The organism is Saccharothrix longispora, assembly GCF_031455225.1.
In the GTDB taxonomy this organism is placed as follows: Bacteria; Actinomycetota; Actinomycetes; order Mycobacteriales; family Pseudonocardiaceae; genus Actinosynnema; species Actinosynnema longispora.
Window position 1 is genome coordinate 6,211,789 of the sequence record NZ_JAVDSG010000001.1, and the last position, 20,230, is coordinate 6,232,018.

The window sequence follows — 20,230 nt, forward strand, 5'->3', positions numbered from 1 at the left end:
CGACAGCGGCGCGTTCGCCGCCTTGCGGACCCGGTTGCCGATCGTGGCCACCTCAGCTCCCCTTCGCCGGGACGACCTGGAGGTAGATCGTGGTGAGGACGAAGTTCACGAAGAACAGCAGCAGGAACGTGATGACGACGGCCTGGTTGACCGCGTCGCCCACGCCCTTCGGCCCGCCGGCGGGGTTCAGCCCGCGGTAGGCGGCCACGATGCCCGCGATGAACCCGAAGATCAGCGCCTTGATCTCGGAGATCCACAGGTCCGGCAGCTGCGCCAGGGCGCTGAAGCTCGCCAGGTACGCGCCGGGCGTGCCGTCCTGGAGGATCACGTTGAAGAAGTAGCCGCCCATCACGCCGACGACGCTGACCATGCCGTTGAGCAGCACGGCCACCAGCATCGTGGCCAGCACGCGGGGCACCACCAGGCGCTGGATCGGCGAGACGCCCAGCACCTCCATCGCGTCGATCTCCTCGCGGATCTTGCGGCTGCCGAGGTCGGCGCAGATGGCGCTGCCGCCCGCGCCCGCGATGAGCAGGGCCGTCACGATCGGGCTGGCCTGCTGGATGATCGCCAGCACGCTCGCCGCGCCGGTGAACGACTGGGCGCCGATCTGCCGGGTCAGGCTGCCGATCTGGAGCGCGATGACCGCGCCGAACGGGATCGACACCAGTGCCGTGGGCAGCACGGTCACGCTCACCACGAACCAGCACTGCTGGATGAACTCCCGCAGCTGGAAGGGGCGGCGGAACGTGTTGCGCACGACGTCGATGCCGAGCGCGAACATCCGGCCGGTCTCGCGCAGGGCGCCGGCGCCGGGGAACGTCGCCGACGTGCTCACAGCACGCCCCCGCGCCGCGGCCACGGGGTGGGACCCGCCGGGGTGGTGGCGGCGTCCGCCGGCAGCCGGTAGTGGCGCTGCTCGTCGGGCGTGAGGCTCGCGATGATGCCCTTCCGGGCGTCCGGCGACAGGGTGTGCAGGATGCTCATCACCCGGTCCTTGCGGCGGCGGACCGCGCCGCGCGGCGGCAGGCCGGGCGTCGGTTCGAGCTGCGGCACGACGCCGCGCACGTCCTCGTCCGGCGAGCCGTCCGAGTGGCCCGCCTCCTTGTGGGCGAGCTCGGCGGCCATGGTGGCCTGGTCCTTCTCCTCGGACATGCCGATCGGGCCGAGCCGCCGGCCGTTGAGGAACTGCTCCACGACCGGCTCGTCGCTGGTGAGCAGCACCTCGCGGGGGCCGAACATGACCAGCTCGCGGCGGAACAGCATGCCCAGGTTGTCGGGCACCGTGCGCGCGACCGTGATGTTGTGCGTGACGATCAGGATGGTCGCGTCGATCTGCGAGTTCAGGTCGATCAGCAGCTGGCTCAGGTACGCCGTGCGCACCGGGTCCAGACCGGAGTCCGGCTCGTCGCACAGGATGATCTCGGGGTCCAGCACCAGCGCCCGCGCCAGGCCCGCGCGCTTGCGCATACCGCCGGAGATCTCGCCGGGGAGCTTCTTCTCCGCGCCGACGAGGCCGACCATCTCCATCTTCTCCAGCACGATCCGCCGGACCTCGGCCTCGGTCTTGCGGGTGTGCTCGCGCAGCGGGAAGGCCACGTTGTCGAAGAGGTTCATCGAGCCGAACAGCGCGCCGTCCTGGAACAGGACGCCGAACAGCTTCCTGATCTCGTACAGCTTGTGCTCGGAGCAGCGGACCAGGTCCGTGCCGTTGATGACGATCTTCCCGCGCTCCGGCTTGAGCAGCCCGACCAGCGACTTCAGGAAGACGGACTTGCCGGTGCCCGACGGTCCGAGCATCACGCTGACCTCACCGGGAGGGAGGGTCAACGTGACGTCCCGCCAGATGGTCTGCTTGCCGAAGGACTTCGTCAGGCCCTCGACGACCACCTCGACGCCCATCGCACCTCCTGGTCAACGGCACCGGAGCCGACACCGGCCGGCCGGTGTCATACCGGTGCAACGAGGACGTCCCGCCGTGGTTACTCGCCAGTTGGCCCAACGCCATCTCAACTGGGTAACGGGGTGACGTCCGCCACCGACCAGAACCCTACCCACGAGTAGGCAACTTTTTCCAGTCCGCTTCGGCCGTCGCACGGCGGCGCTGAACAGCACGAGGGCGGGCACCCGGTGTGGGTGCCCGCCCTCGACGGTGCCTGGAGCGCTAGATCACTTGAGCGAGATCTTGGCGCCGGCGGCCTCGAGCTTGTCCTTGGCGGCGTCGGCGACGTCCTTCGCCACGTTCTCCAGGATCGGCTTCGGAGCGGACTCGACCAGCTCCTTGGCCTCCTTCAGGCCCAGGCCCGAGACGACCTCGCGGACGACCTTGATGACCTGGATCTTCTTGTCGCCCGCGCCCTCGAGGACGACGGTGAACTCGTCCTTCTCCTCCTCGGCGGGGGCGGCGGCGGCGGCCGGGCCGGCGGCGGCGACGGCGACCGGGGCGGCGGCGGTGACCTCGAAGGTCTCCTCGAACTGCTTCACGAAGGAAGACAGCTCCAGGAGGGTCATCTCCTTGAACGCGTCGAGCAGCTCGTCGGTGCTGAGCTTCGCCATGGTGGCGGTCCTTTCTCTTTCAACGCCCGAACTGCGGCCGGGACGCGGAGTGTGCGGGTGTTGTGATCAGCTTTCGGCGGGAGCGTCGTCCTCGGCGGCGGCGGGCGCCTCCGCGGACTTCTTCTCCACCAGGGCAGCAGCCAGGCGGGCGACCTGCGAAGCCGGGGCGTTGAACAGACCCGCGGCCTTGGCCAGGTTGCCCTTCATCGCGCCCGCCAGCTTGGCGAGCAGCACCTCACGGCTTTCGAGGTCCGCGATGGCGGTGACCTCGTCGACCGAGAGCGGGCGGCCATCCATGTAGCCGCCCTTGATGACCAGGGCCTTGTTGTCCTTCGCGAAGTCACGCAGGGCCTTCGCCGCGTCGACCGGCTCGCCTTCGACGAAGGCGATGGCGGTCGGGCCGACGAGCAGGGCTTCGAGGCCCTCGACGCCGGCGTCCTCAGCGGCACGCTTGACCAGCGTGTTCTTCGCAACGGTGTACGTGGTGCCCGCGCCGAGAGCGCGACGCAGCGTGGTGAGCTGCGCCATGGAGAGGCCACGGTACTCGGTGACGACGGCGGCCGAGCTACCGCGGAACTTGTCCGACAGCTCGGCGACGGCCGAAACCTTGCTGGGCTTCGCCATGATCGCCTCCTCTCTGGGCTTTGGTGACCGCCGGGAGAGGGCTCCGCGCAACAAAAAACGCCCCTGCGCAGCAGCACGGGGCGTGACAGACCGGAACGGCCTGCTACTTCCTCGTTCTCCTGCGCGGGTCGCCCGTCGTGCGGGACCTTCGTTCCGGGTCACGTGACGTGCTCCGGATGACCAGCGGTCTTCGGTGAACCGTTGCCCAGCGTACGGCAGGTGGCAGTCGGCTTCCAAATCGGCATGATGTGACGCGTGACCGACGAGCCGCCCAGGAACCCGCCACCGCCACCGGACCTCGACCCGGAACAGCTGAGGCAGTTCCAGGAGTTCCAGAGGTTCCAGGAGTTCCAGCGCTTCCAGCAGGCCCAGGGCGCCGCCGGACCGCCGGCCCTCCCCCCGGGCCAGTCCCCGCCCCCGCACCTCCAGCAGCCCCACCCGTACCCGCACCCCCCGGCGGCCCCGCCCCCGGCGCCGCCGCGCACCCCGCTGTGGAAGACCCTGCTGCGCAGCAAGCTCGTCCGGCGGCTGGTCTACCTGGTCGTCGTCCTGCTGGTGCTCTCGTACTTCTACGAGCGGTACTTCGGCGGCGACGACCCCGGTGACGTGGCGGTGGACAGCGGCGGCGTGGAGAACAACGTCACCGCGCCCCAGACCCCGTACGGCAACAACGGCACGATCGCCCTGTTCTACAAGCACGTCGGCACCGGGGACGGCGGCCAGGCGTGCTCGTACTTCAAGACCGACGAACCGGAGAAGGCGTTCGCGGAGGCGTTCGGCGCACCGGACTGCGAGGCCGCGGTGGGCAAGCTGAAGGAGCAGGTGACGGACGTGAGCACCTACCGCCAGCTCGGCTTCCCCGCCGACATGCGCACCGCGCCCGCGTCGGGCTCGGTCGAGGTCAGCTCCTGCGCGCTCACCGTGCGCAGCGGCCCCAAGCTGGGCAGGTTCACGCTCACCAGGCAGCCGAGTTCGAGCTGGGCGATCACCGGTTACGCGCCCGAACCCGCCTGTCCCTGAACGGTTCCCCCGAACGCGGGAGCGCCCCCCGGCACCAGGCCGGGGGGCGCTCCGCACAGCGGTCGAACGAGGTCAGGCGGTCGCCTCGTCGGACAGCAGGTTCCGGGTCCGGTTCGGGTCGACCGGGATGCCGGGGCCCATCGTCGTCGAGACGGTGACCTTCTTCAGGTACCGGCCCTTCGCGGCGGACGGCTTCGCGCGCAGGATCTCGTCCAGCGCGGCGGCGTAGTTCTCGACCAGCTTCTCCGGCTCGAACGACACCTTGCCGATGACGAGGTGCAGGTTGGCCTGCTTGTCGACGCGGAAGTTGATCTTGCCGCCCTTGATGTCGACGACGGCCTTGGTGACGTCGGGCGTCACGGTGCCGGTCTTCGGGTTCGGCATCAGGCCGCGCGGGCCGAGGATGCGGGCGATGCGACCGACCTTGGCCATCTGGTCGGGGGTGGCGATCGCGGCGTCGAAGTCGAGCCAGCCGCCCTGGATGCGCTCGATCAGGTCCTCGGAGCCGACCGCGTCGGCACCGGCGGCCTCGGCCTCGGCGGCCTTGTCACCGGTGGCGAAGACGATCACGCGGGCGGTCTTGCCCGTACCGTGCGGCAGGTTCACGGTGCCGCGGACCATCTGGTCGGCCTTGCGGGGGTCGACGCCGAGCCGGATGGCGACCTCGACGGTCGCGTCCAGCTTGACCTTGGACGTCTCCTTGGCGAGCTTGGTGGCCTCCAGCGGCGAGTACAGCCGCTCCCGGTCCACCAGCTCGGCGGCGTTCTTGTACGCCTTGCTGCGCTTCATGCGTCTGTTCCTTAAGTGGATCAGTAGTGGTGACGAGCCAGCGCGTGGCTCTCCCACGGACTGCGAAGTACGGGGGTGGTCAGCCTTCGACCGTGATGCCCATGGAGCGGGCGGTGCCGGCGATGATCTTCGCGGCCTGGTCGACGTCGTTCGCGTTCAGGTCGACCATCTTGGTCTGCGCGATCTCGCGGACCTGGTCCATGGTCACCTTGGCGACCTTGAGGCGGTGCGGTTCGCCCGAGCCCTTCTCGACACCGGCGGCCTTGAGGATCAGCTTCGCGGCCGGCGGGGTCTTGAGCTTGAACTCGAACGAGCGGTCCTCGTACACGGAGATCTCGACCGGCACGACAGTGCCCCGCTGCGACTCGGTCGCGGCGTTGTACTGCTTGCAGAACTCCATGATGTTGACGCCGTGCTGACCCAGCGCGGGGCCGACCGGCGGCGCCGGGTTCGCGGCCCCGGCCTTGATCTGCAGCTTGATGACAGCTGCGAGCTTCTTCTTCTTGGGAGGCATCTCAGTTCCTTTATTGCGGTGTCCGCGCCCGGCCCTGCCAGCCGCAGCGTGGCTGCCGGCACCCCTTTCGCAGGGGGACCGGGAGCTCTTGGTGTCCTGGCTAGATCTTGGAGACCTGGCTGAACGACAGCTCGACCGGAGTCTCGCGACCGAAGATCGACACCAGGACCTTCAGCTTCTGGCCGTCCGCGTTGACCTCGCTGATCGTGGCGGGCAGCGTGGCGAACGGGCCGTCCATGACGGTGACGGACTCGCCGACCTCGAAGTCCACCTCGATGGTCGACTTCGTCGGGGTCGCGGCCTTCTTGCCCGCGGCGGGCTTCTCCTCGACCCGGGGCAGCAGGAACTTCAGCACCTCGTCGATGGTCAGCGGCGACGGCTTCGACGTCGCGCCGACGAAACCCGTCACGCCGGGCGTGTTGCGCACCGCGCTCCACGAGGCGTCGTTGAGCTCCATCCGGACCAGGATGTAGCCGGGCAGCACCTTGCGCTGCACCTGCTTGCGCTGGCCGTTCTTGATCTCGGTGACTTCCTCGGTCGGCACCTCGACCTGGAAGATGAAGTCCTCCATGTCGAGCGTCTGGATGCGCGTCTCGAGGTTGGTCTTGACCTTGTTCTCGTAGCCCGCGTACGAGTGCACGACGTACCAGTCGCCGGGAGCGCGGCGCAGTGCCTCGCGCATCTCCTCGGCCGGGTCGGCGGGCTCGGCGTCGATGTCCGGGACGACGGCCGCGGCCTCACCGGGCTCGTCGGCGTCCGCCTCGTCGGCCTCCGCCTCGGCGTCGTCGTCCTCGTCGGCAGCAGCGGAAGCGGACTCCTCGATGGCCTCCGACGCCTCGTCCTGCTCGCCGGCCTCGACGCCACCGTCGAGGTCCTCGCCGGTCAGGTCGGTGTGCTCCTGGGCGTCAACGCCGTTCTCGGACGTCACTGTGGGTCCCGCTTCCTCTCATGCATCACATGTCCACCGCCACCCGGGGCGGCGCGGCGCTCGGCTCAGCCGAACAGCCGGAACATGCCCCAGGCGAAGGCCGAATCCAGGCCGAAGACCAACGCCACCATGAAGGCCACGAAGACCAGCACGACCCCGGTGTAGGTGATCATCTGCTTGCGGGTCGGCCAGATGACCTTCCGCAGCTCGCTGACCACCTCACGGATGTAGCGGACGATCCGGGCGAAGATGTTGGGACGCTTCTCCGAGTCCGTCCGCGAGCGCGTGGGGCGGCCCTTCTTGTCCGCCTCGGCGTCGGAGTCGGCCTCGGCCGACTTCTTCGCCTCGACGTCCTTGCGGCCCGCCGGCCGTGCGGAACCACGGCGCTCGCGCCGCGCTGCGGCGGTAACCGGCCGGGAGGCGCTCTCGCGCTCGTCCGGCTGGTCCTGCTCGCGGCCCTCGCTCATGCCGTCCTCCGCTCACGTTCGCGCTTCGACGCAGGGGCGACAGGACTTGAACCTGCAACCTGCGGTTTTGGAGACCGCTGCTCTGCCAGTTGAGCTACGCCCCTTTGGGGTTCCACCGTCGGAACCCCCTGGCCGGAGACGCCCCGCACCGCCCTCACGTGGCTCGTGAGGCAGCGACTCGGCGTTCCGAGTTCCAGAGCATACGGCACGCATCGCCCTACTTTCCAACCGGCCCGGTCAGAGGGGGTGCCGGCACTCGGGCGCGTTGTGCGGTCTGCCACGATTGGGGCCATGGCCACGCCTGAGACGACGACCGAGTCCACCCCCGCCGAGCCGCCCCGGATCTCCAAGCGGATCGGCGGCATCGCCGAGTCCGCCACCCTCGCGGTGGACGCGAAGGCGAAGGCGCTCAAGGCGGCCGGTCGACCCGTGATCGGCTTCGGCGCCGGCGAGCCCGACTTCCCGACGCCCGAGGCCGTCGTCGCCGCCGCCCAGGCCGCGTGCGCCGACCCCCGCAACCACCGCTACACGCCCGCCGCGGGCCTGCCGGAGCTGCGGGAAGCCGTAGCCGCGAAGACGCTGCGCGATTCCGGCTACGAGGTGAAGGCCTCGCAGGTGCTGATCACCAACGGCGGCAAGCAGGCCGTCTACCAGGCGTTCGCCACGATCGTGGACCCGGGCGACGAGGTGCTGCTGCCCGCGCCGTACTGGACCACCTACCCCGAGGCGATCACCCTGGCCGGCGGCGTCCCGGTGCAGGTCACCGCCGACGAGACGACCGACTACCTGGTCACCGTCGAGCAGCTGGAGGCGGCGCGCACCCCGAGGACCAAGGTGCTGCTGCTGTGCTCCCCCTCGAACCCGACGGGCTCGGTCTACCCGCGCGAGCAGGTCGTCGCGATCGGCGAGTGGGCGCTGGAGCACGGCGTGTGGGTGATCACCGATGAGATCTACGAGCACCTGGTGTACGACGGCGCCGAGTCGGTGTCGCTGCCGGTGGTCGTGCCCGCGATGGCGGACCGGACGATCGTGCTCAACGGCGTGGCGAAGACGTACGCGATGACCGGCTGGCGGGTGGGCTGGCTGATCGGCCCGGAGGACGTCGTGAAGGCCGCGACGAACCTCCAGTCGCACCTGACCTCGAACGTGGCGAACGTCTCGCAGCGCGCGGCCCTGGAGGCCGTGTCCGGGTCGCTGGAGGCGGCGCACGGGATGCGCACCGCGTTCGACCGCCGGCGGCGCACGATCGTCGAGATGCTGTCGGCGATCCCCGGCGTCGAGTGCCCCACCCCGAAGGGCGCGTTCTACGCGTACCCGTCGGTCAAGGCGCTGATCGGCAAGGAGCTGCGCGGGACGACGATCACGGACTCCGTGCACCTGGCCGCGCTGATCCTGGAGCACGCCGAGGTGGCCGTGGTGCCCGGTGAGGCGTTCGGCACGCCCGGCTACCTGCGGCTCTCGTACGCCCTGAGCGACGAGGACCTCAAGACCGGCGTCACCCGACTGGCCGACCTATTGGCCGAGGTCCAGTAGAAAAGCGACTGTCCGTCACAATAGGCACCCTTCCGGGGTGCCTATTGGCGCATTTGGACACTTTTCGGTGACGGCGTGTAACTGTGATCGAGTTCGCGTCGATGTCCCGGACGTCACCCGCTGTCGCGGGCAGTTCGTCCGAGGAGACCACCATGTCGTACCCCCAGCCGCCGCAGGTGCACCACCAGCCGCCGATGCCGCCGCCGGCGCCGCAGAACGGCCTCGGCACGGCCGGCTTCGTGCTCGGCCTCGTCGGCCTGCTGTTCAGCTTCCTGCCGGTGATCGGGATCGTCGCGTGGCCGCTGGTCATCCTCGGCCTCGTGCTCGGGCTGGTCGGCGTCTCCAAGGCCAACCGCGGCCAGGCGACCAACAAGGGCCTCGCCGTCGCGGGCATCGCGCTGTCCGCGATCGGCCTGGTGATCTGCGTCCTGTGGGCGGCGGTGTTCACCAAGGCCGCGTCCGACGTGGACCGGGCGGTGGACGAGCTGAAGGCGGAGGCCGACAAGCAGTCCGTGGTGCTCTACGAGGTCACCGGCGAGGGGACCGGCGCCAGCGTCACGTACTCGTCCTACAGCGACGGCGGCGCGTCCACCAACGACGAGGACATCACCACGTTCCCGTGGACCAAGGAGGTCACCGTCAAGGGCCTGTTCAGCGGCGGCACGCTGACCGTGATGACCGGGGCCGACGGGGGCACCGTCACGTGCCGCATCACGGTGGACGGCGTGGAGAAGAAGACCGCCACCGCGACCGGGACGTTCTCCGTCGCCAGCTGCTCCGACTTCTGAGCCACTCCGCGTAACCCGTCCGGGCGAAGGCTGTAACCGGCGGTCGTGTCACACCGATGGTCCATTCAGTCCCACCGGTCCACGTCCGAGGAGCCCCATGCCGGAGCCCGAACGGCCCCCACGACCGCGCTTCCGCACGTGGTCCGTCGTCGCGGGCGCGGCGGCACTGGTGATCGGGGCCCTGGCCCTCGTCCTGTGGACCACCCGGCCGGTACCACCGGTGCGGGTGGTCTACGAGGTGAGCGGCGAGGTGGAGCGGGCCACCGTCACCTACTCGACCTTCCGGCAGGGCGGGACGCACCCCGGGGAGACGCTCCGCGAGGAGCTGACCGCGCTGCCCTGGCGCAAGGAGCTGGTGGTGGCCGACGCACCCGTCGACGGCGTCCTCACCGTCACCATCGGCCAGTCCGGCGGGGACGTGGGGTGCGCGGTGACCGTGGACGGCGTCGAGCGGCGCTCGGCCACGGCCACCGGCGCGCACACCAGCGCCCTGTGCAACGGTTTCTGACGGCCGGCGGAGAGCCCCGCGGAGGTCCTCCGCAGAAGGACCCCGGGGAGGGCCTCAGGGCAGCCGCACGCGGGCCGACGCGCCCCCGAGGACCGACTTGCCCTCGAACGAGGCCGTCACGTTGACCTTGAACGTCCCGTCCTCCAGGACCTTGGTCACCTTGCCCGTCACCTCCACGAGCGCGCCCTCGTCGTCGTCCGGCACCGGGACGGGCCGCCCGAACCGCACGCCGTACTCGACGACGGCGCCCGGGTCGCCGGCCCACTCGGTGACGATCCGGCCCGCGAGGCCCATGGTGAGCATCCCGTGCGCGATCACGCCCGGCAGGCCGACCTCGCGGGCGAACCGCTCGTTCCAGTGGATCGGGTTGAAGTCGCCCGACGCGCCCGCGTAGCGGACCAGGTCGGCGCGGGTGATGCGCAGCGTCAGCGGCGGCAGCGCGTCGCCGACGGAGACGTCCGAAGCCCTGATCACGACTCCTCCCCGCGGACCACGAGGGTGGACTTGGCGGTGGTGACCGGCTCGCCGTCCTCGGTGGTGATCTCGGCGCGCAGCGCCAGCATGTCGTTGCCCATCCGGGACGTGATGCCGTCGACGTGCAGCACCACGGACAGCCGGTCGCCCGCCGTGATGGGGCGGTGGTGGACGAACACCTGGTCGCCGTGCACCACGCGGCTGTAGTCCAGGCCCAGCTCGGGGTCCCCGACCAGCACGTCGTTGATCTTCAGCGACAGCACGACCGCGAACGTCGGCGGCGCGATGACGTCCGGGTGGCCCAGGGCGCGCGCGGCCTCGGGATCGCGGTGCGCCGGGCTCGGTTCCCCGACCGCGTCGGCGAACTCGCGGATCTTCTCGCGGCCGACTTCGTACGGGGGCGACGGCGGGTAGGAACGTCCGACGTAGGACTGGTCGAGAGGCACGGCACGCAGGCTATACGCGACGAGGCCCGTCCCCACGCGGGGGACGGGCCTCGTCGAAGCGGTGCTACCGGCTCAGCGGGTTTCCTTGTGAGCGCGGTGGGTCTTGCAGTTCGGGCAGAACTTCTTGATCTCCAGGCGGTCCGGGTCGTTGCGCCGGTTCTTCCTGGTGATGTAGTTCCGGTGCTTGCACTCCTCGCACGCGAGGGTGATCTTGGGGCGTACGTCGGTTGCAGCCACGGTCCTTGCCTTCCTAGAGCGCGTGTGCCCCGGTTCCCCAGTGCGGGCTTACCGCCTGGCGGGGATCTTGCGAGTAGCGGTGGCCGGACTTGAACCGGCGACACAGCGATTATGAGCCGCTTGCTCTACCAACTGAGCTACACCGCTTTACACAAGTCAGCCGCGATGCTTGAGCACCGCGGCCGGTTGTGGAGCCCCTTTACGGAATCGAACCGTAGACCTTCTCCTTACCATGGAGACGCTCTGCCGACTGAGCTAAAGGGGCTTGCTCTTGCAGCGAGTAGAACTCTACAACACCCCTCCCGCAGGAGTGAAATCGGGGGTGCCGATCAATGCACCAGAGTGAGCACCGTCTCATCCCGGGCACCCCTGACCTGCACGGTCCGCGCCCGCAGCCACGCCTCGAAGCGGTCCTCGGACAGCGGCCGGGAGATCAGGTAGCCCTGCGCCACGTCGCAGCCCATGCCGACCAGCTGGTCGCGCGCGGCGTCGTCCTCGACGCCCTCGGCGACCACGGTGAGGCCGAGCGAGTGGCCCAGCTCGACGATGGAGCGGACCACCGCCATGTCGCCCAGGTCCGTGCCCATGCCGAGCACGAAGCTCTTGTCGATCTTGACCTCGTCCACCGGCAGCTGGCGCAGGTAGGCCAGTGACGAGTAGCCGGTGCCGAAGTCGTCCACCGCCAGCACGACGCCCATCTGGTGCAGGCGGCGCAGCACGGGCAGCGCGCGCTCCGGGTCGGCCATCACGCCGGACTCGGTCAGCTCGAACGTGAGCAGCTCCGGCGGCACCTCGTGCCGGCGCAGGGCCGCCGCGACGCGGTTGGGAAATTCCTCGTCGGCCAGCGTGCGCACGGACAGGTTGACCGCGATCGACATCCGCAGCCCGCGGTCGATCCACAGCCTGACCCGCTCCAGGGCCCGGTCCATCACGAAGTCCGTCAGCACGTCGACCAGGCCGGTGGCCTCGACGGCGGGCACGAACTCGTCCGGGTCGACGCGGCCGAACTCCGGGTGCTTCCAGCGCACCAGGGCCTCCGCGCCGATCACCTGGCGGCTCGGCAGGGCGATCTTGGGCTGGTAGTGCACGGAGACCTGGCCGTTCTCCAGGGCCGAGCGGAACTGCGTGACGAGCTGGAAGCGGCGCAGGAAGATCTGGCCCATGCTCGGCGCGTACTGGCGCAGCGGCTCGTTCTCGGTGGTCGCCCGCACGGCCACGTCGGCGTGCTGGAGCAGCACGTCGGGGTCGTACTCCTCCAGCTCCTCGTCCGCGGTGGTGGCCCAGCCGACGACCGCGCCCGCCTCCACGGTGAGCCGGTCGACGGGGTAGGGCACGGACAGCGCCTCGCGCAGCCGCTCGGCGATCTCCCGGACCCGCTCGGACTGCCGGTCGAGCAGCAGCGCGGCGAACGCGCCGCCCTCCAGGCGGGCCAGCGGCACCTCGGGGCCCAGCTCGTCGCGCAGCCTGCGGCCGGCGGCGACGACCATCCGGTTGGCCCAGGTCTGCCCGAGCGCGTCCGAGACGGTGGACAGCACGTCGAGGTCCACGCGCACCACGACGGCCGTGTCGGCCTGGCGCATCGGCTCGCTCGCGGCCTCGCGGAAGCCCGGCCGGTTGAGCAGGCCGGTCAGCGGGTCGTGGTAGGCGTCGTGGCGCAGCCGGGCGAGCAGCCTGCGGTTGTCCACGGCGGTCGAGAGGTGGCTGGCGAGCGTGCGCAGCAGCTGGAGGTCGGCCTTGCCGAAGCCGCGCCACCGGCTGAGCCGGTCGTGCACCTCGACCGCGCCGAGCAGCTGGGTCGCCCCGCGCAGCGGCACGACCAGCGCTTCCTGCGCGTCCCGGCGGGCCAGGGCCTCGGAGACCTCCTCGCCCGCGTCGACGACGCGGAAGTACCGCACCTGCGCGCCCGGCAGCTGGAGCATGGCGTCCTCGCGCAGCACGCGCGGGTCGTCGCGGCGCATCCCCGGCGGCAGCGGCTCGCCCGAGACGAAGCTGCGCATCGGCGCCTGGGGGTCGGTGCGCAGCCGCAGCACGACGCGGTTGGCGTTGAGCTGCTCGCGGATGCGGTCGGCGATCAGCTGCCACTCGTCGTCCTCGGCGCGGCCGTCGCCGGCGTCCGGGATCGCGCCGCGCGGGCCCGTGGCGTGCCGGCCGGAGCGGGCGACGCGCAGCGAGACCTCGCTCAGCGCCTCCAGGTCGCGCTGCTCGCGCAGCAGGCCCGAGTAGGCGAGGTAGATGGCGGTGATGCCCGCGAAGACGAGGCCGATCAGCAGGCCGCCCCACGGCACGCGCGTCGCGACCTCGTAGCCGACGAGGCCGGCGGAGGTGTTCAGCAGCGCCACCACGAGGGTCTGCGCGACCAGGCGCAGCGCCGGGCCGAGCCGCATGCCCTTGCGCATGATCCGCAGCGCGGTCAGGCCGAGCAGGCTGGCCAGCAGCGGCACGGCGATCGTGCCGACGAACGCGCCCGCCCAGACCGGACCGCTGCGGCCGAGGAGCTCCTTGACCCACTCGGCGACCGCGAAGGCCACCGAGATCTCCATGAACATCAGGCCGGCGTTGTAGACGGCGCGGTCGAGCACGCGGCGGCCGAGCAGCGTGCCTACGCCCGCGACGACGTGCGCGGCGAGCACGACCTCGAACGGCGCGACGAGCAGGCCGAGCACGAGCGGGATCTCGGTGAACGAGATCGTCCAGGCCACCCCGCTGCGCACGTCGACGTTGATGGCGAGCTGCTCGGCCAGCAGGAAGCCGACGACGAGCAGCGGACCGGTCCACAGCAGGCTCGGCGTGGCGGAGTTGTCGGGCAGCCAGGAGCCGACGGCGAACGCGGACAACCCGCCCGCGACGAGGAGCAGGGCCGCGAACACGCTGAAGGAGCGGTTCGTGGACCGGGACGGCGCGGTGGGCGCCTTGGCCGACGCGTGGTCGGACATCCAGCCTCCTCGTCGGCCGTCGTCACGGCAGGCCGGGTCGCGGCCTGCGGGCTCCTGGCGTGACTGAGGGGTCCCGAACATCGACCAGGACCCCTCCAAGGCTGCCAATGTACCCCGGTCGGGGGACGAAATGGCAGGTCGTAGGACGGATTACCACGAAAGGTGACGACGTCGTTCACACGTTCAGCAGGCCCTTCACCACTACGACCGCATGGCGCGAGAAGCGAACCCGATCATCGGCGGCGGTGGTCCGGACCAGCCCAACGCGGCGTGACGCCTGCTCAGCCGACGGGTCGCCGCACCCCGGCCGGGCGGTGCGCGCCGGGACGGTCGCGGTGCGCGCGGAACCGGTTACGGACACCTCCGGGACTCCGTAGGGGCCGTTCACCGCATCCGGCTCCACAGGGTCACCGCTCCCCCCCTACACCCCCACCAGTTCCCGCCCGGTGACCGCCGCGTCGCCCCGCAGCACCTCGCGCACGCCCTCCAGCACCCGGCACGCCTCCACGGCCGCCACGTGCTGGGCGGCGCCGCTGCCGATAGCGTCGCGCAGCGCGAGCCACACCGCGGACTCGTCCTCGCGCACCGCGCCGAGCAGGTCGTGACGCTCGGGGTACGGGTGCAGCGCGATCTTGCCGACCAGCCCCTTGAGCGTGCCGAAGACGTCCTTGGGCAGGTCACCCGCGAGCCGTTCGAGCTTGGCCGCCAGGTCCACCCCGGTCAGCTCGGACGCCGACAGCGGCCCGAAGTTCAGCACCGCGGCCAAGCCGTACTCCAGGTCGTCCACGGCGTTGAGCAGCGCGCCGACGTCGGCGGGCGCGGGCGACGACCGGGGCGAGCGACGGCGTCCCGGGAACCGGACGACCAGGCCGAGGAGCACGCCGGTCGCGAGGGCCGCGAGGGCGATGAGGATTTCGCTCATGGCCCGAGTGTCTGGCCGGCGACCGCCCCCGCCCCGCCGGTCCGCGACGGCGGGTCGATCGGGTCGCCGACCGGTCGGCCGCACTTCGGCTGGGCCGATCAGCACAACCGGTCACCGCGCCGGGGAGGACCGGACGGACGCCACACCGTCGGGTGATCTCGCCTGGGCCACCCGAGTGAACCCGGGTCGGCCGGGTACTCGGGGCCCGGGGCCGGACCTCCTGTGGAAAGAGGGAAGCTGGTATGGGCACAGCGGGCGAGGGGGTCGCCGTGATCGTCGTGAAGGAGCTGTCCGGCCGGGCCAGGTCCATGCTCCGGGCCGTCGCCGCGGGCAGGGCGCAGCTGTCGGGGGGACGCGAACCGGACCTGTACGTGGACGGGCTGCCGTGCTGCGACCAGATGGTCACGCACGACCTGGTCCACGCGGGCCTGCTGAGGGCGCGCCGCGCGGTCGGCCTGGACGAGCGGGTGGACGCGGAGCTGACCGAGGCGGGGAGAGCGGCGATCTCATAACCCTCGAACAAATGTTCGATATGAGTTATGCTGCATCCCGAGGCCGGCACGCAAGCGAGAGGAAGCGCTTGCGCGTCGGCCTCACCTACGTCACGGCTCCGCGGCCCCCGCTCGGGGCCGCCGACCGGCGCAGCAGCCCGTGAACGACGAAGACCCCCGCTCGCGCGGGGAAGAGCTCGACGAGTGCGACGCTGTCTTCAACAGGCCGCGGACCACCCCCGCTCGCGCGGGGAAGACACTTCTTGACCTGGCACTTTAGCGGAGCCCAGGACGATTTCATTCAGTTGCGGACTGGATGACGCACCACTGCCCACAGCTGCGGACGGCAGTACCGAGGAGATGTGTGACGCTTACGCCCTGGAGGCTTCCGTCACCAGCACAACCCTCGTGACGCTTCCTCACTGCAGACCTCCGTCCCCCGCCCGGCGCGTCCGTCCCCAGGACCGGTAACTGCGGTAACCGTGCAGGTCAGAGGGTTACTGTTGATCACGGGTTACCGATGCGCATCGGTAACCTCACGCGGGTAGCGAATGGCCGGTCACAGCATGGCCGTCCTGCGCGGGTCTACGCGAAGTGCCTCGACGGCGGGGAGGAACGCGCACGGCAACTCGTCCAGGCAGGGCTGGGAGCCGCATAGGGCCGCTGAGAACTTCGGTACGTCCTCGGCACAGCCACCCGTAGAACGCCGGTTGCGGCCGGACGCAGCCGGACACGACGAGAAGACCCCCGTGACCTGTTCTCACAGGTCACGGGGGTCTTCTGGCTCGCGTGGCGGGTAGAGGATTCGAACCTCTGTAGCTTTCGCGACGGATTTACAGTCCGCTCCCATTGGCCGCTCGGGCAACCCGCCCCGCGCCCGGTCTCCCGGGTGCGGTGGAGACAATACATAAGCCCGTCCGGACCCGTGCAACCGGGATACCCGAGTAGGCTTCCGGGCGGTTCCAGATCCACCGACGCGGAGGTACCGGGCACGTGGCAGACCCGTCGTTCGACGTGGTGAGCAAGGTCGATCGCCAGGAGGTCGACAACGCGCTCAACCAGGCCGCCAAGGAGCTGAGCACGCGCTTCGACTTCCGGGGCACGGGAACGCAGGTCTCCTGGGCGGGCGAGGAGGCGATCACCTTCCAGTCCGAGACCGAGGAGCGGTGCCGCGCCGCCATCGACGTCTTCCAGGAGAAGCTCGTGAAGCGCGGCATCTCGATGAAGGCGTTCGAGATCGGCGACCCCGCCCTCTCCGGGAAGGTGTTCAAGGTCACGGGCACGCTCGTGCAGGGCATCTCCAGCGAGAAGGCCAAGGAGATCGCGAAGAAGGTCCGCGACGAGGCGCCCAAGGGCGTGCAGGCGCAGATCCAGGGCGACCAGCTCCGCATCTCCGGCAAGAAGAAGGACCACCTCCAGGACGTGATCGCCCTGCTGAAGGGGTCCGACTTCGGTATCGCCCTCCAGTTCACCAACTACCGGTGAAGGGCATCGTCCTCGCCGGTGGCAGCGGCACGCGGCTGCACCCCATCACGCAGGCCGTGTCCAAGCAACTGCTGCCGGTCTACGACAAGCCGATGGTGTACTACCCGCTGTCGGTGCTGATGCTCGCGGGCGTGCGCGAGGTGCTGCTGATCTCGACGCCGGTCGACCTGCCGCTGTTCAAGCGGTTGCTGGGCGACGGCTCGCAGTTCGGCCTCGACATCTCCTATGCCGAGCAGGCCCACCCGAACGGGCTGGCCGAGGCGTTCGTCATCGGCGCGGACTTCATCGGCGAGGACGACGTGTCCCTCGTGCTGGGCGACAACATCTTCTACGGCCAGGGCTTCTCGAAGCTCCTCCAGAGGAACGCCGAGGAGCTGGACGGCTGCGTGCTGTTCGGCTACCCGGTGAAGGACGCCGAGCGGTACGGCGTGGGCGAGGTCGACTCGACCGGCAGGCTGATCTCCATCGAGGAGAAGCCCGCGCTGCCGAAGTCGAACAAGGCCATCACCGGCCTGTACTTCTACGACAACCAGGTCGTGGACATCGCGCGCGGCCTCACGCCGTCGTCGCGCGGCGAGCTGGAGATCACCGACGTCAACCTGGCGTACCTGCGCGAGGGCCGGGCGACCCTGGTGGACCTCGGGCGCGGTTTCGCGTGGCTCGACACCGGCACGCACGACTCGATGCTGGAGGCGGGCCAGTTCGTGCAGGTGCTGGAGCACCGGCAGGGCGTGCGCATCGCGTGCCTGGAGGAGATCGCGCTGCGGATGGGCTTCATCACCGCGGACGAGTGCTACGCGCTCGGCGAGAAGCTCGCGCAGTCCGGCTACGGCCAGTACGTGATGAACGTGGCGCGGGAGGTGCGCCCGTAGGGCGTCGTCGGCGTCGTCAACGGCGTCGCGCCAGCTCCTCCAGCCGGCGCACCCGGTCCGCGATCGGCGGGTGGGTGGAGAACAGCCTGGCGAGGTTCTCCCCCGCCCGGAACGGGTTGGCGATCATCAGGTGCGACTGCGCGACGACGGCGGGCTCGGGGGCGAGCGGCGCGACCCTGGTGCCGTCCTCGATCCTGCGCAGCGCCGAGGCCAGGGCCAGCGGGTCGCCGGTCAGCTCCGCGCCGGACCGGTCGGCCTGGTACTCACGGGACCGGCTCACCGCCACCTTCACGATGCCCGCCGCGATCGGGCCGAGCAGCGCGATCAGCAGCACGGCGAACGGGTTGACCCGGTCGTCGTCGTCACCGCCGAACGCGCTCGCGAACAGCGCCAGGTTGGCCAGCGCGCTGACCGCGCTCGCCAGCGCGCCCGCCACGCACGAGATCAGGATGTCGCGGTTGTAGACGTGCGACAGCTCGTGCCCGAGGACGGCGCGCAGCTCGCGCTCGTCGAGGAGTTCGAGGATGCCGGTCGTGCAGCACACGGCGGCGTTGCGCGGGTTGCGGCCGGTGGCGAACGCGTTGGGCGCGGCCGTGGGGCTCAGGTAGAGCCTGGGCATGGGCCGGCGGGCGGTCTGGGCCAGTTCGCGCACGATGCGGTACATCGCGGGCTGCTCCACCTCGGACACGGGGCGGGCCCGCATGGTGCGCAGCGCCAGCTTGTCGCAGTTGACGTACGCGTAGGCGTTGACGCCCAGGGCCAGCAGCAGGCCGATCACCAGGGCGGTCCGCCCGAACAACGAGCTGATCGACACGATCAGGCCGCTCATGACGCCGAGGAGCAACGCGGTCTTCAAACCGTTGTAGTGCTTGTGCACGGTGCGTCGCCTCCGGCTGTTCTACGTCCTCCCCCTCAACGCGCCCGGCCGGCGCGCGGTTCCGGCACCGGGGCGTGCCGGTCGTGTGGCGGTGGTCTCCGGCGCGGGCTCGGCACCGCCGTCGAGCTGCGGCGGAGGCGGGACGTGCGACACCCAGGAGCCCAGCACGTCGCGCTCGTGGACGAGTTCGGCGACCGCGCCGTCACCGGTCGGCGTGCCGGTGCCGGGATAGGAGAAGTCGGGCGCCCAGTGCAGCGCGTCGAACGGGCACGCCTCGACGCAGATGCCGCAGTAGAGGCACTGGCCGTAGTCGACGGCGAACCGGTCGAGCACGTTGCGGGCACGCGGGCGGGCCGAGCCGGGCACCTGCTCGACCTCGGTGTGCGAGTCGATGTGGATGCACCAGTCGGGGCACTCGCGGGCGCAGATCATGCACACCGTGCAGTTGGCCTCCAGCAGCGCGATGACGCCGCGGGTGCGCGGGGGCAGGGGCGGGGTGCGCGCGTCGGGAGGCGTGCCGTCAGGGGGTGTGCCGTCGGGGGGTGTGCCGTCGGGGGGTGTGCCGTCGGGGGGTGTGCCGTCTGGGGGCGTCTCACCGGGGGGCGTGTCACTCATCGGCGTTCTCCTCGTAGCGCGGGCCCCACGACGGGTCGGGCACGCCGGGTGGGGCCGCGCGGCGGCGGCTGGGCGCGGACGTGCCGTCCTCGCCCGGTTCGAGCCGGCCGGGCCAGGGGCGGACCACGCGGGAGGCCAGCACGAAGTCCTTGCGCAGCGGGTGGCCGGCGAACGAGTCGGGCAGCAGGAGGTGGGCGACGTCGTGGTCGAGGGCGAGGCCGAACATCTCGACCGCCTCGCGCTCGTGCCACGCCGCGCCCGCCCACAGCCCGGCGACGCTGGGCAGCTGCCGCCCGGCCTCGACCTCGGTGCGCAGCAGCAGGCCCTGCCTGGTGCCGGGGTGCAGGACGTGCAGCAGCACGGCGTGTCGCGCGCCGACCGCTCCGGGGCGTCCGGCGTCCTCGACGCCCAGCCAGTCGAACTGGGTGCAGCCGAGGTCGTCGCGCGCGTGGCGGGCGGCGGCGAGCCAGCCGTCCAGGGGCACGTGCGCGGTGGTCTGGCCGAACGCGGTCTTCACCGCCGCGCCGGGGACGCGGGCGGCCAGGTCCTGCGACGCGGCGCTCACGACACGAGCCGGTGCAGCGCGGCGAGGCCGTCGAGCAGCGCCTCGGGGCGGGGTGGGCAGCCGGGCACGGCGACGTGCACGGGCAGCACCTGGTCGATGCCCTTGGTGACGCTGTAGGAGTCCCAGTACGGGCCGCCGGTGTTGCTGCACGCGCCGACCGAGAGGACGTACTTCGGCTCGGGCATCTCGTCGTAGGTCGCGACGACCGCGGGCAGCATCACGTCGGTGACCGTGCCGGAGACGACGAGCACGTGCGCCTCGCCCGCCGCGTGCACCGGGTCGACGCCGAGCGCTTCGAGGTGCTCCGGGCGGTGGCCCTCCAGGGCGGCCATGACCTCGACGCCGCAGCACGCGAGGCCGAGGTCGAGCACGGTGACCCGGTAGGTCGTGCCCCAGTCCAAGGTGGAAACCGTCACGATCCATGAGGCTAATACGTGGAGGCCCGCCGGGCTGCCGCCCGGCGGGCCTCCAACCCCCCAATACCCCCTGATTGCTCCCACGTGAACAAGCACCTGGTTGCGGCAGAAGTCTCTTACGGATCGCGCATAGCTGTCCAGGGATAAGACCAAGATCTTCGGATAATTTC

The 20,230-nt window shown here is 70.7% G+C and carries 24 protein-coding genes and 4 tRNA genes; 7 read left to right on the forward strand and 21 right to left on the reverse strand.

Annotated features, from left to right (window positions below):
• Positions 1 to 52 precede the first annotated feature (52 nt).
• From J2S66_RS26225 to rplJ, 4 genes are all read right to left on the reverse strand, one after another.
• Complete coding sequence (locus J2S66_RS26225) at positions 53 to 784, reverse strand: MlaE family ABC transporter permease (RefSeq protein WP_306744516.1); 732 nt, start codon at positions 782 to 784, stop codon at positions 53 to 55.
• 50 nt (positions 785 to 834) lie between these two features.
• Positions 835 to 1,902, reverse strand: coding sequence for an ABC transporter ATP-binding protein (locus tag J2S66_RS26230; protein WP_310309964.1), 1,068 nt, complete (start codon positions 1,900 to 1,902; stop codon positions 835 to 837).
• 267 nt (positions 1,903 to 2,169) lie between these two features.
• Complete coding sequence (gene rplL, locus J2S66_RS26235) at positions 2,170 to 2,556, reverse strand: 50S ribosomal protein L7/L12 (protein WP_306743663.1); 387 nt, start codon at positions 2,554 to 2,556, stop codon at positions 2,170 to 2,172.
• A 66-nt stretch (positions 2,557 to 2,622) separates the two neighbouring features.
• The gene (rplJ, locus tag J2S66_RS26240) at positions 2,623 to 3,180 is read right to left on the reverse strand and encodes a 50S ribosomal protein L10 (RefSeq protein ID WP_310309965.1); all 558 of its coding nucleotides are present in this window, start codon (positions 3,178 to 3,180) and stop codon (positions 2,623 to 2,625) included.
• A gap of 255 nt (positions 3,181 to 3,435) precedes the next feature.
• On the opposite strand from rplJ, the gene J2S66_RS26245 reads away from it, so the two are divergent.
• Positions 3,436 to 4,200, forward strand: a complete 765-nt coding sequence (locus tag J2S66_RS26245; protein ID WP_310309966.1) for a hypothetical protein — start codon at positions 3,436 to 3,438, stop codon at positions 4,198 to 4,200.
• Positions 4,201 to 4,272: 72 nt separating this feature from the next.
• Here the strand turns inward: J2S66_RS26245 and rplA are convergent, their stop codons facing one another.
• From rplA to J2S66_RS26270, 5 genes are all read right to left on the reverse strand, one after another.
• On the reverse strand, positions 4,273 to 4,989 hold the full coding sequence (gene rplA, locus J2S66_RS26250; RefSeq protein WP_310309967.1) for a 50S ribosomal protein L1: 717 nt from the start codon (positions 4,987 to 4,989) through the stop codon (positions 4,273 to 4,275).
• Positions 4,990 to 5,068: 79 nt separating this feature from the next.
• A complete protein-coding gene (rplK, locus tag J2S66_RS26255) occupies positions 5,069 to 5,503 on the reverse strand; it encodes a 50S ribosomal protein L11 (protein ID WP_310309968.1) in 435 nt (144 codons plus the stop codon).
• A 100-nt stretch (positions 5,504 to 5,603) separates the two neighbouring features.
• A complete protein-coding gene (gene nusG / locus J2S66_RS26260) occupies positions 5,604 to 6,431 on the reverse strand; it encodes a transcription termination/antitermination protein NusG (protein WP_310309969.1) in 828 nt (275 codons plus the stop codon).
• Between the two features lie 65 nt (positions 6,432 to 6,496).
• Positions 6,497 to 6,898, reverse strand: coding sequence for a preprotein translocase subunit SecE (gene secE, locus J2S66_RS26265; protein ID WP_306743669.1), 402 nt, complete (start codon positions 6,896 to 6,898; stop codon positions 6,497 to 6,499).
• Positions 6,899 to 6,929: 31 nt separating this feature from the next.
• A tRNA-Trp gene (locus J2S66_RS26270) sits at positions 6,930 to 7,002 on the reverse strand.
• A gap of 187 nt (positions 7,003 to 7,189) precedes the next feature.
• Here J2S66_RS26270 and J2S66_RS26275 point away from each other — a divergent pair.
• From J2S66_RS26275 to J2S66_RS26285, 3 genes are all read left to right on the forward strand, one after another.
• Positions 7,190 to 8,431 carry a pyridoxal phosphate-dependent aminotransferase gene (locus J2S66_RS26275; RefSeq protein ID WP_310309970.1) on the forward strand — a complete coding sequence of 414 codons (1,242 nt, stop codon included), beginning with the start codon at positions 7,190 to 7,192 and terminating at the stop codon, positions 8,429 to 8,431.
• A gap of 152 nt (positions 8,432 to 8,583) precedes the next feature.
• Positions 8,584 to 9,219 carry an MmpS family transport accessory protein gene (locus J2S66_RS26280; RefSeq protein WP_310309971.1) on the forward strand — a complete coding sequence of 212 codons (636 nt, stop codon included), beginning with the start codon at positions 8,584 to 8,586 and terminating at the stop codon, positions 9,217 to 9,219.
• Positions 9,220 to 9,316: 97 nt separating this feature from the next.
• On the forward strand, positions 9,317 to 9,727 hold the full coding sequence (locus J2S66_RS26285) for an MmpS family transport accessory protein (protein ID WP_310309972.1): 411 nt from the start codon (positions 9,317 to 9,319) through the stop codon (positions 9,725 to 9,727).
• Between the two features lie 54 nt (positions 9,728 to 9,781).
• Here J2S66_RS26285 and J2S66_RS26290 read toward each other — a convergent pair whose 3' ends face one another.
• The 7 genes from J2S66_RS26290 to J2S66_RS26320 form a co-directional block, all read right to left on the reverse strand.
• Positions 9,782 to 10,201: a MaoC family dehydratase gene (locus J2S66_RS26290; RefSeq protein WP_306743673.1), complete on the reverse strand. Its 420-nt coding sequence runs from the start codon at positions 10,199 to 10,201 to the stop codon at positions 9,782 to 9,784.
• Complete coding sequence (locus J2S66_RS26295) at positions 10,198 to 10,647, reverse strand: MaoC family dehydratase N-terminal domain-containing protein (RefSeq protein WP_306743674.1); 450 nt, start codon at positions 10,645 to 10,647, stop codon at positions 10,198 to 10,200. Before J2S66_RS26295 ends, J2S66_RS26290 begins: the two co-directional genes overlap by 4 nt.
• Before the next feature lie 72 nt (positions 10,648 to 10,719).
• Positions 10,720 to 10,884: a 50S ribosomal protein L33 gene (gene rpmG, locus J2S66_RS26300; RefSeq protein ID WP_015105301.1), complete on the reverse strand. Its 165-nt coding sequence runs from the start codon at positions 10,882 to 10,884 to the stop codon at positions 10,720 to 10,722.
• 74 nt (positions 10,885 to 10,958) lie between these two features.
• Positions 10,959 to 11,031, reverse strand: a tRNA-Met gene (locus tag J2S66_RS26305).
• A 42-nt stretch (positions 11,032 to 11,073) separates the two neighbouring features.
• Positions 11,074 to 11,149, reverse strand: a tRNA-Thr gene (locus J2S66_RS26310).
• Positions 11,150 to 11,213: 64 nt separating this feature from the next.
• Entirely contained in the window at positions 11,214 to 13,817 is a 2,604-nt protein-coding gene (locus tag J2S66_RS26315; RefSeq protein ID WP_310309973.1) for an EAL domain-containing protein, read from the reverse strand.
• Between the two features lie 421 nt (positions 13,818 to 14,238).
• Positions 14,239 to 14,739: a hypothetical protein gene (locus J2S66_RS26320; RefSeq protein WP_310309974.1), complete on the reverse strand. Its 501-nt coding sequence runs from the start codon at positions 14,737 to 14,739 to the stop codon at positions 14,239 to 14,241.
• 242 nt (positions 14,740 to 14,981) lie between these two features.
• On the opposite strand from J2S66_RS26320, the gene J2S66_RS26325 reads away from it, so the two are divergent.
• Complete coding sequence (locus J2S66_RS26325) at positions 14,982 to 15,251, forward strand: hypothetical protein (RefSeq protein ID WP_310309975.1); 270 nt, start codon at positions 14,982 to 14,984, stop codon at positions 15,249 to 15,251.
• A gap of 769 nt (positions 15,252 to 16,020) precedes the next feature.
• Here J2S66_RS26325 and J2S66_RS26330 read toward each other — a convergent pair.
• Positions 16,021 to 16,101: transfer RNA gene (locus J2S66_RS26330), tRNA-Tyr, on the reverse strand.
• A 122-nt stretch (positions 16,102 to 16,223) separates the two neighbouring features.
• On the opposite strand from J2S66_RS26330, the gene J2S66_RS26335 reads away from it, so the two are divergent.
• Both J2S66_RS26335 and rfbA read left to right on the forward strand, forming a co-directional pair.
• A complete protein-coding gene (locus J2S66_RS26335) occupies positions 16,224 to 16,715 on the forward strand; it encodes a YajQ family cyclic di-GMP-binding protein (RefSeq protein ID WP_310309976.1) in 492 nt (163 codons plus the stop codon).
• The gene (gene rfbA / locus J2S66_RS26340; RefSeq protein WP_310309977.1) at positions 16,712 to 17,587 is read left to right on the forward strand and encodes a glucose-1-phosphate thymidylyltransferase RfbA; all 876 of its coding nucleotides are present in this window, start codon (positions 16,712 to 16,714) and stop codon (positions 17,585 to 17,587) included. Before J2S66_RS26335 ends, rfbA begins: the two co-directional genes overlap by 4 nt.
• Before the next feature lie 16 nt (positions 17,588 to 17,603).
• Here the strand turns inward: rfbA and htpX are convergent, their stop codons facing one another.
• The 4 genes from htpX to J2S66_RS26360 are packed head-to-tail and all read right to left on the reverse strand — an operon-like array spanning position 17,604 to position 20,060.
• A complete protein-coding gene (htpX, locus tag J2S66_RS26345) occupies positions 17,604 to 18,464 on the reverse strand; it encodes a zinc metalloprotease HtpX (protein ID WP_310309978.1) in 861 nt (286 codons plus the stop codon).
• Positions 18,465 to 18,485: 21 nt separating this feature from the next.
• Positions 18,486 to 19,079 (reverse strand): 4Fe-4S binding protein, encoded by a 594-nt coding sequence (locus J2S66_RS26350; RefSeq protein ID WP_310309979.1) that lies wholly within the window; start codon positions 19,077 to 19,079, stop codon positions 18,486 to 18,488.
• Positions 19,072 to 19,644, reverse strand: a complete 573-nt coding sequence (locus J2S66_RS26355) for an NADH-quinone oxidoreductase subunit C (RefSeq protein ID WP_310309980.1) — start codon at positions 19,642 to 19,644, stop codon at positions 19,072 to 19,074. The genes J2S66_RS26350 and J2S66_RS26355 overlap by 8 nt, the downstream gene beginning before the upstream one ends.
• A complete protein-coding gene (locus J2S66_RS26360) occupies positions 19,641 to 20,060 on the reverse strand; it encodes an NADH-quinone oxidoreductase subunit B (RefSeq protein ID WP_306743697.1) in 420 nt (139 codons plus the stop codon). The genes J2S66_RS26355 and J2S66_RS26360 overlap by 4 nt, the downstream gene beginning before the upstream one ends.
• Positions 20,061 to 20,230: the final 170 nt, after the last annotated feature.

Excerpts from the sequence above, each read along its gene's own strand:
- J2S66_RS26225 (WP_306744516.1), bottom strand. The coding sequence starts at position 784 with ATGTTCGCGCTCGGCATCGACGTCGTGCGCAACACGTTCCGCCGCCCC.
- J2S66_RS26230 (WP_310309964.1), bottom strand. The coding sequence starts at position 1,902 with ATGGGCGTCGAGGTGGTCGTCGAGGGCCTGACGAAGTCCTTCGGCAAG.
- rplL (WP_306743663.1), bottom strand. The coding sequence starts at position 2,556 with ATGGCGAAGCTCAGCACCGACGAGCTGCTCGACGCGTTCAAGGAGATG.
- rplJ (WP_310309965.1), bottom strand. The coding sequence starts at position 3,180 with ATGGCGAAGCCCAGCAAGGTTTCGGCCGTCGCCGAGCTGTCGGACAAG.
- rplA (WP_310309967.1), bottom strand. The coding sequence starts at position 4,989 with ATGAAGCGCAGCAAGGCGTACAAGAACGCCGCCGAGCTGGTGGACCGG.
- rplK (WP_310309968.1), bottom strand. The coding sequence starts at position 5,503 with ATGCCTCCCAAGAAGAAGAAGCTCGCAGCTGTCATCAAGCTGCAGATC.
- secE (WP_306743669.1), bottom strand. The coding sequence starts at position 6,898 with ATGAGCGAGGGCCGCGAGCAGGACCAGCCGGACGAGCGCGAGAGCGCC.
- J2S66_RS26275 (WP_310309970.1), top strand. The coding sequence starts at position 7,190 with ATGGCCACGCCTGAGACGACGACCGAGTCCACCCCCGCCGAGCCGCCC.
- J2S66_RS26280 (WP_310309971.1), top strand. The coding sequence starts at position 8,584 with ATGTCGTACCCCCAGCCGCCGCAGGTGCACCACCAGCCGCCGATGCCG.
- J2S66_RS26285 (WP_310309972.1), top strand. The coding sequence starts at position 9,317 with ATGCCGGAGCCCGAACGGCCCCCACGACCGCGCTTCCGCACGTGGTCC.
- J2S66_RS26315 (WP_310309973.1), bottom strand. The coding sequence starts at position 13,817 with ATGTCCGACCACGCGTCGGCCAAGGCGCCCACCGCGCCGTCCCGGTCC.
- J2S66_RS26320 (WP_310309974.1), bottom strand. The coding sequence starts at position 14,739 with ATGAGCGAAATCCTCATCGCCCTCGCGGCCCTCGCGACCGGCGTGCTC.
- J2S66_RS26325 (WP_310309975.1), top strand. The coding sequence starts at position 14,982 with ATGGGCACAGCGGGCGAGGGGGTCGCCGTGATCGTCGTGAAGGAGCTG.
- J2S66_RS26350 (WP_310309979.1), bottom strand. The coding sequence starts at position 19,079 with ATGAGTGACACGCCCCCCGGTGAGACGCCCCCAGACGGCACACCCCCC.